This is a genomic window from Promicromonospora sp. MEB111 (assembly GCF_030209445.1).
Lineage (GTDB): Bacteria > Actinomycetota > Actinomycetes > Actinomycetales > Cellulomonadaceae > Promicromonospora.
This window is the reverse complement of record NZ_JARVSD010000009.1, coordinates 24963-37522: the sequence shown is the minus strand read 5'-3', so window position 1 is coordinate 37522 and position 12560 is coordinate 24963. Positions and strand designations below refer to the sequence as shown.

The following is a 12560-nucleotide window of genomic DNA, read 5'->3' as shown; positions in this document are numbered from 1 at the left end:
GAGGGTCGGTGTCACGCGGACGATCGAACCACGAGCCACTGACACTCCCCGACGCCCCGCGCGGAGGCGTCGCGAATGTCCGGTTCACCCCCGGTGGGGGCGCAGTGATCCCGGTCTCAGCCCGCGTCCGGGGCGGGCCACGGCTGCGGGATGCAGCCGCTCGTCGTTCTGGTCTGCTGCACCATCACGGTGGCGTGCTCGCCCTTGCCCCGGCACAGGTCGTGGTGGTACCCGATCACGTGCCCCACCTCGTGGTTCACCAGGTAGTGCCGGTAGTTCCCGACGTTCTTCCACGCCTCGGACCCCGTGGCCCAGCGCTTGAAGTTGAGCACGGCGGTCTCCTCGATGCCGCACGAGAGCTCGCCGATCGTGTCCAGCGGGAGGCAGAGCCGGTCGGTCGTGCCGGGGCTCGCGAGCACGACGCGCACGTCGTAGCGGTCCGAGTCGGTCCAGGCGAAGGTCGACCCGTCCGCGCCGTTCCAGCCGCGCGGGTCGTTCAGCGTCGCCAGCACGGCCTCGGCGAACGCCTCCGGATCCACCGGCAGGCCCTTCTCGACCGCGATCTGGACCCGCCAGACCTTGCCCTCCGCCGGCGCCGCGCGCGACCCGCTCGCCACCACGAGCTTGCCGGACAGCTCCGGCTTCACGCTCACCCGCGTACCGAGCAGACCGGAACCGGGCTCCGGCGTCGGCTCGGGGACGGTGGCGGGCGCCGGCGGGGCCGACTTGCCGGCGGACGGCGCGTCCGCCGAGGGCAGGCCGGACGCCGCGGGTGACGGAAGGCCGGTCGCGTCGGCGGCATCCAGCTCCGGCGCGCCCTCGGCCTCGACGGCCGCGCCGGCGTCCAGGGGGACGGCCGGGACCGGCGGCGCCGTGCGGTCGCCCGACCTGGCCGCCTCGTACGCGTCCCGGATCGCGTCGCCCGCCTCGACGCCGAGGTTGTCCTCGACCACTCCGGCCACGGCGGCCGCGGAGGCCTCGGGCTCGGTGCTCATCGTCACGGCGACGCCCGCGCCGAGGCCGAGCGCCAGGCAGAGACCGAGCGCGAGCATGGCGCGCCGAGGGTCAGGCCGCGGGCTCTTCACGCCGACCATGGTGCCACGCACCGGCCCGCGGGCCCACGATGTCGTCCACAGGATGTGGACACGTATCGGCTCACGGCGAAACCGCGGGCCGACCGCCCCGGTGCGTGACTAGGATCGTCAGGCCGGGTCCCCGGACCACCGGGCACACGGCGCAATCCCCGACCGAACTGGAGTAAACGTGGACGTCACCATCGGTGTGCAGCACCTGCCGCGCGAGGTCGTGGTCGAGACCGACGAGAGCGCGGACGCCGTCGCGACGGCCGTCAAGAAGGCCCTGGCCGGCGGCCCCCTCGAGCTCACCGACTCCCGCGGCCGCCAGGTGATCATCCCTGGCAGCGCCATCGGCTACGTCGAGATCGGCTCCGAGGAGCAGCGCAAGGTCGGCTTCGGCGCCGTCTGATCCCTGCGGTATCCGACGCCACGTGGCGGACGGGGCCCGCGAGGGCTCTCCGCCACGTGGCGTTCGTTACTAACGGGGTGCGGGAGGCGTTTCGCTAACCACACGGAAACATCCTGCGCGTACCATGAACGACGTACATCGGTTGCCCGGTCGTCACGTTCCGACCCCCGAGCCTGTGCTCCGACCTCCTCCGCGAGGCCGCCGACAGGACGCGCAGCCTGGGCCTCCCCGCCCGGCGCGCGATGATTTTCACGATCGGCTGCCGCACGAAGGCGCGATCGCCGGGCCATGAGGGCCCACCGCGCCGCGAGAAGATGAAGGCGCCAGTGACTACCACCGACACCCCGGCCGCGAGCGCGGCCACCGTGACCGACCCCGAGCCCACCGTGGCCTCGGGGCCCGACTACTCCTCCCCGTCCGCCATCCAGGCGCAGAACGTGACGTTCGCGGACTTCGGCGTCCGCCCCGAGATCGTCGCCGCGCTGCTGGACTCGGGCATCACCCACCCGTTCCCCATCCAGGCCATGACGCTGCCCGTCGCGATGAGCGGGCACGACATCATCGGCCAGGCCAAGACCGGTACCGGCAAGACGCTCGGTTTCGGCGTCCCGCTGCTGCACCGCGTGGTGGCCCCGGGCGAGCCCGGCTACGACGAGCTCGTCGCCCCCGGCAAGCCGCAGGCCGTCGTCGTGGTCCCGACCCGCGAGCTCGCGGTCCAGGTCGCGAACGACCTGGCCACCGCGTCCGCCAAGCGCAGCGTCCGCATCGTGCAGGTCTACGGCGGCCGCGCGTACGAGCCGCAGATCGACGCGCTGAAGTCCGGCGTCGACGTCGTGGTGGGCACCCCCGGTCGCATGATCGACCTCCTCAACCAGGGGCACCTCACGCTGCTGCGCGCCGCGACCGTGGTCCTCGACGAGGCCGACGAGATGCTCGACCTCGGGTTCCTGCCCGACGTCGAGAAGATCCTCGCCCGCACCCCCGCGCAGCGGCACACCATGCTGTTCAGCGCGACCATGCCGGGCGCCGTCGTCTCGATGGCCCGCCGCTACATGAAGCAGCCCACGCACATCCGCGCCGCCGAGCCGGACGACGAGGGCGCGACCGTCAAGAACATCAAGCAGGTCGTGTACCGGGCCCACGCCCTGGACAAGGTCGAGGTGCTGGCGCGTCTGCTCCAGTCCGAGGGCCGCGGCCGCAGCATCGTGTTCGCGCGCACCAAGCGCACTGCCGCCAAGGTCGCGGAGGAGCTGCAGTCCCGTGGCTTCGCCGCCGGCGCGATCCACGGCGACCTGGGCCAGGGCGCCCGCGAGCAGGCGCTGCGCGCGTTCCGCAACGGCAAGATCGACGTGCTCGTCGCGACCGACGTCGCCGCCCGCGGCATCGACGTCGAGGACGTGACCCACGTGGTCAACTACCAGTGCCCCGAGGACGAGCGCACCTACCTGCACCGCGTGGGCCGCACCGGCCGCGCCGGCAACACGGGTACCGCCGTCACGTTCGTCGACTGGGACGACGTGCCGCGCTGGTCGCTCATCGACAAGGCACTCGAGGTCGGCTTCCCGGAGCCGGTCGAGACCTACTCGACGTCGCCGCACCTGTACGCGGACCTGAACATCCCCGAGGGCACCAAGGGCCGCCTGCCGCGGTCCGCGCAGCACCTCGCCGGCCTGGACGCCGAGGAGCTCGAGGACCTGGGCGAGACGGGCAAGCGCAACAGCGGCTCGCGCTCGGGCGGCGGTCGCCCCGGCGGCAGCCGTTCGGGCGGCCGTCAGGGCGGCGGCTCGCACGGCGGTTCCCGCTCGGCCTCCCGCACCGACGCCGGCCCGGCAGCCGGCTCCGAGGGCGCCCCCGCCGACCGCCCGGCGTCGGGCGGCGAGGACGACGGTCAGCGCCGTCGCCGGAGCCGCAGCCGTCGCCGCACGCGCGGCGGACGCCCGGCCGAAGGAACCCAGGCCGACTCCTGATCTGGAGCCGTTGAACGTGTCAGACCCACAGGGCACCCCGGTGACCTGTGGGTCTGACAGTTTCCCGGGTTTCTGACAGGCTCAGCAACGTGCAGATCGAGTTCGCCGCCCCCTTGTGGCAGTGGCAGGTGCGTACCGACTCCTGGTGGTTCGTGACCGTGCCCCCGGAGCACTCCGACGAGCTGGCCGACCTCCCGCTGCCGCCGCGCGGGTTCGGCTCGATCCGGGTACGGGTCACCGTCGGGGCGACCACCTGGACCACGTCGGTCTTCCCGAGCGACAGCAACGGCGGCTACGTGCTGCCGATGAAGAAGAAGGTGCGGCAGGCCGAGAAGCTCGTCCCGGAGAAGCCGGTGCGGGTCACCCTGGAGACGATCGACGTCTGAGCCGCACCCCGGCCGGACGAGGTCAGACCGTGCGCACGAACTCGATCACGCCGTTCGCGATCATCTGCGTGGCGATCGCCGCGAGCAGCACGCCCGCGATCCGGGTGACCAGGGTGACGCCGGAGTCCTTGAGCACGCGGTGCACCAGCCCGGCGAACCGCATCGCGGCCCAGGTGCAGATGCACACCGCGACGATGCCGACCCCGATCGAGGCGTAGTGCCCCACCGGTGACTCGCCGGCGCTCACGCCCTGCTGCACGAACACCATGGTGGCGACGATCGTGCCCGGCCCGGCCAGCAGCGGCGTCGCCAGCGGCACCAGGGCCACGTTCTTGGTGGACCCGCCGGAGTCGGTCTCGCCCGCGTCCATCTTGCCCATGAGCAGCTCCAGCGCCACGAGCAGCAGGAGCAGGCCGCCCGACGCCTGCAGCGCCGCGAGCGAGATGCCCATGTGCTCCAGCAGGAGCTGGCCGAACAGCGCGAACACCACGATCACGCCGAACGCCACGAAGATCGCGGTACGCGCCGCCCGCTTGCGGTCCTGCGCCGTCATCCGCGAGGTGAGCGCGAGGAACACCGGCACCGTCCCGGGCGGGTCCATGATCACGAACAGCGTCACGAACACCTCGGTGAACAGCGCGACGTCGAACCAGCTCACCCGAGCACCTCCAGCGCCCCCTGGTCCGCGATGGCCTCGAGCACGGCGGGCGCCGTGGTGTTCTCGCCGATCCGGTTCTGCTTGCCCGCCCCGTGGAAGTCGCTCGACCCCGTGACCAGCAGGCCCAGCGACTCGGCGAGGTCGCGCAGGCGCCGGCGCGTGTCGGGCGTGTGGTCGCGGTGGTCCACCTCGAGCCCCGCCAGCCCCGCCGCGGCGAGCTCCTCGATCGTCGAGTCCGGCACGATCCGGCCGCGGGCGTCCGCCCCGGGGTGCGCGAGCACCGGCACGCCGCCCGCCGCGCGGACGGCCCGGACTGCGGCGACGGCGTCGGGCGCGTAGTGGCCCACGTAGTAGCGGGTGCCAGGGCGCAGGATGGTGGCGAACGCCTCGTCCCGGTCGCGGACGACGCCCGCCGCCACCAGCGCGTCCGCGAGGTGCGGGCGGCCCAGCGTGGTGCCGGGCTTCGTCTGGGCGAGCAGGTCGTCCCAGGTGATCGGGAAGTCCTCGGCCAGCAGGTCCACCATGCGCCGGGCCCGCGACTCGCGGTCCGCGCGGGTGCGCTCGGTCTCGCCCAGCAGGTCGGGGTGCGTCGGGTCGTGCAGGTAGGCCAGCAGGTGGACGCCGGTGCCCCAGCCCGGTGTCCGGGCGATCGCGGAGATCTCGGCGCCGCGGACCAGGCTCACCTGGAACCGGCCGGCAGCCTCGGCCGCCTCGGCCCAGCCCGACGTCGTGTCGTGGTCCGTGATGGCCAGCGTGCCGATGCCCGCGCGGGCGGCGACCTCCACCAGGCGCGCTGGCGAGTCGGTGCCGTCGGACGCGGTGGAGTGCGTGTGGAGGTCGATCACCCCACAAGGGTAGAGATCCTTGGGCCCCGGGGACGCACCGGGACGTGGTGAGGTGCAGCACGCCGCGGGCGGCGCGACAGCAAGCCCACACAGCACGTTCACGCCGTGTTCCGCCGTCGTACGCCGCGCGCCCAAGCCGATCCCGCATCATCGAAGGCGATGAGCAGCAACCACGAGCCTGAGCACACCACCCCTACGAGCGTGGTCTTCGTGCACGGCATGCGCAGCTCCGGTGCGATCTGGGAGAACCAGGTCGAGCACCTGCGCGCGGCCGGCCACGAGGCCGTCGCGGTCGACCTGCCGGCGCACGGGTCGCGCCGCCACGACCGGTTCACCATGGACGGCGCCTTCGAGGCCGTGGACGACGCCGTCGCCTCCCTACCGTCCGGGCCCGTGGCCCTGGTCGGCCTGTCGCTGGGCGGCTACACGTCGCTCGCCTGGGCCGCCCGGCCGGAGGCCACCGACCGCCTGGTGGGCGTGCTGGCCGCGGGCTGCACGTCCGACCCGAAGGGCAAGCCCGTGCGGCTCTACCGGGACGTCGCGAGGACCGTGGCGAACGCCGCCTACCTCTCCCGCCGCCTGACCGGCCGTGTCGTGCACCCGACCGTGCACCGCGCACGTCTCTCGGTGCCCACGCTGCCGTTCCGCCCGCTGCGGAGCGCCCCGGGTGGCGCAGACCTGGCGCAGATCGAGATCGCGCCGCTGCAGACCGCCGAGATGTACCGGCCCACCTGGGATGTCGTCACGGACGCGCTGACGCACCTCGCCGGACGCTCCTCGATCGCGAACGTGCGCGCCGCGCAGGTGCCGGTCTGGTTCGTCAACGGTGCGCGCGACGCGATGCGCATCGGGGAGCAGCGACACCTCGCCGCCGCCCGCGACGGTGCGCTCGTCGTCGTCCCCGGCGCGGGGCACGACGTGAACACGGAGGCCCCCTCCGCGTTCAACCGGGTGCTCACCCGGGCGCTTGCCGACTTCGGTCGGCGTGCGTGAAACACTGGGCGCATGAGCGAGCCCACGACCACTTCTCAGCCTGACGAGCAGGGGACCGCGGACCGCGGCTCCAACCGCTCGCACCGCCCTGCCTCGACCGCGTTCAAGAACTTCGTGATGTCGCAGTGGGCCCCGCGCGCCGAGCTCGGCCTGACGCCGTCGGACGCCGCGCCGTTCACCGTCGCCCGCCGCTCCGCGCTCTCCGAGCGTCTGCCCGGCGCGCGTCTCGTGATCCCGGCGGGCTCGCTCAAGCCCCGGTCGAACGACACCGACTACCGGTTCCGGCCGCACTCGGCGTTCGCGCACCTCACGGGCCTGGGCACCGACCGCGAGCCCGACGCCGTGCTGGTGCTGCACCCCGTGGAGGACGGCGCCGGCGACGCCGGTTCCAACCACCACGCCGTGCTCTACGTGCGCCCCCTCGCCCCGCGCGACAACGAGGAGTTCTACGCCGACGCGCGGTACGGCGAGTTCTGGGTGGGCGCCCGCCCGTCGCTGGCCGACATCGAGACCCTGACCGGCATCGAGGCCCGCCACATCGACGAGCTGGGCGACGCCCTGGCCAAGGACGTGGGCGACGGCGGCGTCCGCCTGCTCGTGGTGACCGGCGCGGACGACGCGATCGAGGCGCTCGTCGAGGAGCTCCGGCTGGAGGCCGGCGAGACCGAGGACGAGCAGCTCCTGTCCGACGACGTGCTCGTCGAGGCCACGTCCGAGCTCCGGCTGATCAAGGACGAGTACGAGATCCAGCAGATGCGCGAGGCCGTGGCCCGCACCATCGAGGGCTTCGAGGCCGTCGTCCGCGCGCTGCCCGCCGCCAAGGAGCACCGCCGCGGCGAGCGCGTCGTCGAGACCACCTTCGACGGGCACGCGCGCCTCGAGGGCAACGCCGTGGGCTACGAGACCATCGCGGCCTCGGGCGAGCACGCCACGACCCTGCACTGGATCCGGAACGACGGCGAGGTCCGGTCGGGCGACGTGCTGCTGCTCGACGGCGGCGTCGAGGTCGACTCCCTCTACACCGCCGACGTCACGCGCTCCCTGCCCGTGGACGGCGAGTACACCGACGTGCAGCGCAAGATCTACCAGGCGGTGCTGGACGCGGCCGACGCCGCGTTCGCCGTCGCCACGCCGGGCACCAAGTTCCGCGACATCCACGCGGCGGCGATGGAGGTCATCGCGGCCCGCCTCGAGGAGTGGGGCTTCCTGCCCGACGGCGTGACCGCCGCCGAGGCGCTGGACGAGGACGGCCAGCAGCACCGCCGCTGGATGGTGCACGGCACGTCGCACCACCTCGGCCTCGACGTGCACGACTGCGCGCAGGCGCGCCGCGAGCTCTACCTCGACGGCACCCTGGAGCCGGGCATGGTGTTCACCATCGAGCCGGGCCTCTACTTCAAGGCCGACGACCTCGCCGTCCCCGAGGAGTTCCGCGGCATCGGCGTGCGCATCGAGGACGACGTGCTGGTCACCGAGGACGGCAACGAGAACCTCTCGGCGGCGCTGCCCCGCCGGCCGGAGGACGTCGAGGCCTGGATGGCCTCGCTGCGCTGACCTACTTCTGGTCGTCGGTCGGCGGCGCGTACGGGTTGCCCTGCTGGGGCGTCGTGCGCGACGTCGGGGCGTCGTCCGGCTCGCCGGCCTCGGCCGGCGGGTCGGAGGGGTCGTCCGAAGGCGGGACCGGCGCGTCGGCCGGCGCGGCACCGGCGGCACCAGGCCGCATCGCGCCGTACCGGGGCTCGCCCGAGGGCGTGACCCAGCGCGGGTCCGGGGTCCGGGGCGTCGCCGGCGCGGTGGGCGCCGTCGGCGCGACACCGGGGGCCGGAGCCGCGGGCGCGGGCGCCGCCGGGGCCGGGACCCCGACCGAGGCGGCACCGCGGGCCTTGCCCAGGCCGCCCGGCGACTGCACGAGCAGCGCCCGCGCGTCGCTCGCGTGCTCGTGGCCGCAGAGGATCGCGTAGGCGGCGGCCACGATCTGCGACGACGACGTGAAGTCGCGCCGTCCGCCCGTGAACGAGTACGACAGGATCGAGAACAGCAGGCCGAAGCCCGCACCGAGCGCGATACCGGCGAACATCACCTGGAACCCTGAGGATCCCGCGAAGAGCGTGAGCAGCAGGCCCACGAAGAAACCGAACCACGCGCCGGAGAGGGCGCCCGCGAGCGCCACCCGGCCGTAGGTGAGCCGCCCCGTGACACGCTCGACCATGCGCAGGTCGGTGCCCACGATGGTGACGTTCTCGACGGGGAACTTGTTGTCGGAGAGGTAGTCGACCGCTTTCTGCGCCTCCAGGTAGGTGGAGTACGCGGCAACCTCGTCACCGGCCGGCAGGGTCGGGACCTTCGGGACGGCACCCGGGCGAGACATGCTCATACCCCATAGTCTCCCCTACCCGGACGATAGTGGCGAGGAGCGACGCCCCGACACGGGTCGTAGGCTGACCAGCGTGAGCGCCAGCACCAGGGTTTTCGTCGCACGTCTGGCAGGCACCGCCGTCTTCGATCCCATCGGCGACCAGGTGGGCCGGGTCCGTGATGTCGTCGTGCTGGTCCGGGCGAAGGGCGCGCCGCGGGCGGTGGGTCTGGTGGTCGAGGTCCCGGGCCGGCGGCGGGTCTTCCTCCCGCTGACGCGGGTGACGAGCATCGACGCGGGCCAGGTGATCAGCACGGGCCTGGTGAACATGCGGCGGTTCGAGCAGCGGGCCATGGAGTCGGTGGTGCTGGGCGAGCTGCTGGACCGCCGGGTCCAGCTCAAGGACGGTTCGGGCGAGGTGACGATCGAGGACGTCTCGATCGCGCAGCAGCGCACCGGTGACTGGCTGGTGGACCAGCTCTTCGTCCGGCGGCGGTCGACGCGCGGGGCGGCCCCGTTCCGGCGGGGCTCGACCCTGACCGTGCCGGTGGACGCCGTGCAGGACCTCACCAGCCGGTCGGCCGAGCAGGGTGCCGCCCGGCTGCTGGAGGCGTACGAGGACATGCGTGCGGCCGACCTCGCGGACGTGATCCGCGACCTGGGGGCGGCGCGCCGGCTGGAGATCGCCGTCGCGCTGGACGACGAGCGCCTCGCCGACGTGCTGGAGGAGCTCCCGGAGGACGCGCAGGTGTCGATCCTGTCGGGCCTGGACCGCGACCGCGCGGCCGACGTGCTGGAGGTCATGGAGCCGGACGACGCCGCCGACCTGCTGAACGAGCTGCCCGGCGAGCAGGCCGCCCAGCTCCTGAACCTGATGGAGCCGGACGAGGCGGCCGACGTCCGCCGCCTGCTGGAGTACGCCGAGGACACGGCGGGCGGTCTGATGACCACGGAGCCCGTGATCCTGGGCGCGGACGACACCATCGCCACCGCCCTGGCCCAGATCCGGCGCTCCGAGCTGCCGCCCGCGCTCGCCTCCCTGGTGTTCGTGGTGCGGCCGCCGCTGGAGACGCCGACGGGGCGGTTCCTCGGCGTCGCGCACTTCCAGCGGCTGCTGCGGGAGCCTCCGCACGCGGCGGTCGCCTCGGTGCTGGACACGGAGACGGAGTGGCTGACCCACGACGCGTCGGTGGGCCAGGTGACGCGCCTGCTCGCGGCGTACGACCTGCTCGCGCTCCCGGTGCTCGACGCCCAGCGGCGGCTGCTGGGCGTGGTCACGGTCGACGACGTGCTGGACCACATCCTCCCGGACAACTGGCGCGGCAGCGACGACGAGCGCATGGAGGCGATCGCCGCGCAGTCGGCCCCGGCGGCACGCCCCGCACGACGGAGGGGCGACCGTGCCTGACCGTCTCGACACCCCCCTCGCGCAGCGGCGCAGCCTGGTCCCCCGCTTCCGGCTGGACGACGACGCCGTCGGCAAGGCCACGGAGGCCATCGCCCGGTTCCTGGGCACGCCGCGGTTCCTCATCTACCTCACGGTGTTCTGCCTGCTCTGGCTCGCGTGGAACATCTGGGCCCCGGAGCACCTGCGCTTCGACAGCGCGGCCAACGGGTTCACGGCGCTGACCCTGATGCTGTCGCTGCAGGCCAGCTACGCCGCGCCCTTGATCCTGCTCGCGCAGAACCGGCAGGACGACCGCGACCGCGTCACGGCGGAGCAGGACCGGCAGCGCGGCGAGCGCAACCTCGCCGACACGGAGTACCTGGCCCGCGAGATGGCGGCGCTGCGTCTCGCCCTCTCGGAGGTCGCGACGCGCGACTTCGTGCGGTCGGAGATCCGCAACCTGCTTGAGGAGCTGGACGAGAAGGACCGCGGTCAGGGCTCCACGTCGTCGTGGAGCACCACGCGCGACAGCTCGTAGGCGCCGCCCGGCAGCTTCCAGTAGTGCAGCCTGCGGGCCGACGGCGTGTTGACCTGCAGCGACACCCGCCAACACACGGCGCCGTCGTCCCGGTGCCGGAACGGGTCGTCGCCACCGGCGCCCGTGCGGAGGCGGTGCACCTGCAGGCCGTTCATGTCGAGCGCGAGCCCGGTCAGCACCATGACGAGCGTCCAGACCACGCGGTCGCGGCTCACGCCCTCGACCTCGGTCAGGGAGGCGAGGAACCGCGGGCCGAGCGTGTAGTCGGCCAGGGGGCGCCCGGCCTTCTCCGCCGCGGGGATCGCGCGGGCCCACTCGGTGAGCACCTCGAACCGGAGCTGCTCCTCGTCGTCGGCGAAGTACCGCTCCTCGGGTACCTCCACGCCGGCGTCGCCGAGCCGGCGGCGGAGGCGCGCGGCCTCCTGCCGGGCCTTGCGCAGGGCCGTGGCCTGCTGCTCCGCCCGGCGTTCGCTGCGGTCGAGCCGTTCGGTGAGCTCGCCGACACGCCCCAGCAGGCGGTCGACCTCCAGCTCGACCTGGCGCCGCCGGACCTTGTCGTCCAGCAGCTCCTTCTCCAGCGCGCCCACCCGGGATCGCGCCGCGTCGAGGGACAGGCTGAGGTCACGGGCGGCCTTGCCGGCCGGCTCCGGCGACGCCTCGGCCGCCGTGGGCGAGGGCAGGGCGTCGTGCCCGCCGGCGTGCCAGGCGGCCACGTCGCCCGGGGTCGGCTTGCGCTGGCCGCCGGCCGGCGTCGGCACCGGTCCGACGTCGGCGGGGCGCAGGCCGAACAGGTCGGCAGGGGTGGGCGGGCCGGTGGACCTGGCCGGTCTGGTCCCGCCGAGGTCGACGGGCTCGTGGGGCTCGGCCAGCGAACCCACCACCAGCGGGCCGTCGAGCCGGGGCAGCTCGGGCTCCGGCTCCGGGGGTTCGAGCCACGGCGGCCCGCCGTCGAGCAGCGCGATGGCGGGGACGGGCCGGTCCTCGGACTCGTCGACGTCGTCCAGCCGCAGCGCCAGGCCGTCCAGGGGCGCCGGCACCCGGCGGGCCAGGATCACCTCGCCCACCGTGAAGAGGTCGCTCAGGAGGTCCAGGTCGTTGCCCGTGATGTCGGCGCGGCGCACGCGCACGTGGACGCCGGGCGCCAGCGCGATGCGCACCGCCTCGTCCTCGACGCTCTCCACCCGGCCCAGCACCACCTGGCCCACGCGGTAGGCGAGGTGCACCGCCCGGCGCAACGCGTCGCCGTCGGGCAGCATGCCGCGCACGTCGAGGAGCCGGCGGACCGGGTCGAGCACACCGGTGACACGCATGCCGGGCGCGAGGACGCGGGCGAGCGGCACGTCGGCCAGGACGAGCTCCTCCGCGACGGTGACCTGGCCGCCGTCGTCCGTGCTGACCAGGGCTCGCGTACCGAGCACGCCCAGCACCCGGCCCTCGATCGTCGTCGCGTCCGGGGCGGACCGCGCCGCGCCGACGATCCCGGCACGCACCGCGAACCGCATGACGTCGCCGACCAGGCGTTCGCGCACGTGGGCGTCCTCGTCCGGCGAGTACGCGAAGTGCAGCGGCGAGCGGCGGGGCTGGTGCACCCACTCCAGCTCGGTGCCGTAGACGCGGGACGCACCGCCGTAGACCTGCGTGTCGGGCGGCATGCCCGACGAGAACTCCCACGACACGTCGCCCGTGGGGATGACGACGACCTCGGCGAGCCCGGCGACGTCGTCGAGCACCCGCTGCGGGTCCACGAAGGGCACGGAGTGCCCGGCCGGGGTCGAGATGACCACCACGGGCCAGCGGCGACCCTGGCGCTGAAGCTCGGCGGCGAGCTCGCGTGCCTGGTCCTCGGAGGCGACACGCCGAACTCGCGCCGGCACGCGTGGCTCAGTCATCGGGCCTCCTCACCCCTGGTGGTGAGGCAGCGTACCGCCACCAACTGACGGGCAGTGCA

General features: G+C 73.7%; 12 protein-coding genes. 7 read left to right on the top strand and 5 right to left on the bottom strand.

Going from position 1 to position 12560, the window contains the following annotated elements:
- Positions 1-116: 116 nt before the first annotated feature.
- Positions 117-1085 (bottom strand): DUF3152 domain-containing protein, encoded by a 969-nt coding sequence (locus tag QRN56_RS11260; protein WP_285103241.1) that lies wholly within the window; start codon positions 1083-1085, stop codon positions 117-119.
- A 178-nt stretch (positions 1086-1263) separates the two neighbouring features.
- Between QRN56_RS11260 and QRN56_RS11255 the strand changes: the two genes are divergently transcribed.
- The 3 genes from QRN56_RS11255 (at position 1264) to QRN56_RS11245 (ending at position 3838) form a co-directional block, all read left to right on the top strand.
- Positions 1264-1485, top strand: a complete 222-nt coding sequence (locus QRN56_RS11255; RefSeq protein ID WP_285103239.1) for a DUF3107 domain-containing protein — start codon at positions 1264-1266, stop codon at positions 1483-1485.
- A gap of 314 nt (positions 1486-1799) precedes the next feature.
- On the top strand, positions 1800-3452 hold the full coding sequence (locus QRN56_RS11250; protein ID WP_502928788.1) for a DEAD/DEAH box helicase: 1653 nt from the start codon (positions 1800-1802) through the stop codon (positions 3450-3452).
- Positions 3453-3541: 89 nt separating this feature from the next.
- Positions 3542-3838, top strand: coding sequence for a DUF1905 domain-containing protein (locus tag QRN56_RS11245; protein ID WP_285103237.1), 297 nt, complete (start codon positions 3542-3544; stop codon positions 3836-3838).
- Between the two features lie 22 nt (positions 3839-3860).
- On the opposite strand, the gene QRN56_RS11240 is transcribed toward QRN56_RS11245, so the two are convergent.
- Both QRN56_RS11240 and QRN56_RS11235 read right to left on the bottom strand, forming a co-directional pair.
- Entirely contained in the window at positions 3861-4496 is a 636-nt protein-coding gene (locus QRN56_RS11240) for a MarC family protein (protein WP_285103234.1), read from the bottom strand.
- Positions 4493-5341 (bottom strand): PHP domain-containing protein, encoded by an 849-nt coding sequence (locus QRN56_RS11235; RefSeq protein WP_285103232.1) that lies wholly within the window; start codon positions 5339-5341, stop codon positions 4493-4495. Before QRN56_RS11235 ends, QRN56_RS11240 begins: the two co-directional genes overlap by 4 nt.
- A 159-nt stretch (positions 5342-5500) precedes the next feature.
- On the opposite strand from QRN56_RS11235, the gene QRN56_RS11230 reads away from it, so the two are divergent.
- Both QRN56_RS11230 and QRN56_RS11225 read left to right on the top strand, forming a co-directional pair.
- A complete protein-coding gene (locus QRN56_RS11230; RefSeq protein ID WP_285103230.1) occupies positions 5501-6334 on the top strand; it encodes an alpha/beta fold hydrolase in 834 nt (277 codons plus the stop codon).
- A gap of 12 nt (positions 6335-6346) precedes the next feature.
- On the top strand, positions 6347-7888 hold the full coding sequence (locus tag QRN56_RS11225; RefSeq protein ID WP_285103228.1) for an aminopeptidase P family protein: 1542 nt from the start codon (positions 6347-6349) through the stop codon (positions 7886-7888).
- A gap of 1 nt (position 7889) precedes the next feature.
- Here the strand turns inward: QRN56_RS11225 and QRN56_RS11220 are convergent, their stop codons facing one another.
- Complete coding sequence (locus tag QRN56_RS11220) at positions 7890-8708, bottom strand: YflT domain-containing protein (protein WP_285103226.1); 819 nt, start codon at positions 8706-8708, stop codon at positions 7890-7892.
- A 73-nt stretch (positions 8709-8781) separates the two neighbouring features.
- On the opposite strand from QRN56_RS11220, the gene QRN56_RS11215 reads away from it, so the two are divergent.
- Both QRN56_RS11215 and QRN56_RS11210 read left to right on the top strand, forming a co-directional pair.
- Positions 8782-10095 (top strand): magnesium transporter MgtE N-terminal domain-containing protein, encoded by a 1314-nt coding sequence (locus QRN56_RS11215; protein ID WP_285103224.1) that lies wholly within the window; start codon positions 8782-8784, stop codon positions 10093-10095.
- Positions 10088-10612, top strand: coding sequence for a DUF1003 domain-containing protein (locus QRN56_RS11210; protein WP_285103222.1), 525 nt, complete (start codon positions 10088-10090; stop codon positions 10610-10612). The genes QRN56_RS11215 and QRN56_RS11210 overlap by 8 nt, the downstream gene beginning before the upstream one ends.
- Here QRN56_RS11210 and QRN56_RS11205 read toward each other — a convergent pair.
- Positions 10567-12501, bottom strand: coding sequence for a hypothetical protein (locus tag QRN56_RS11205; RefSeq protein ID WP_285103220.1), 1935 nt, complete (start codon positions 12499-12501; stop codon positions 10567-10569). The genes QRN56_RS11210 and QRN56_RS11205 overlap by 46 nt on opposite strands.
- Positions 12502-12560 lie beyond the last annotated feature (59 nt).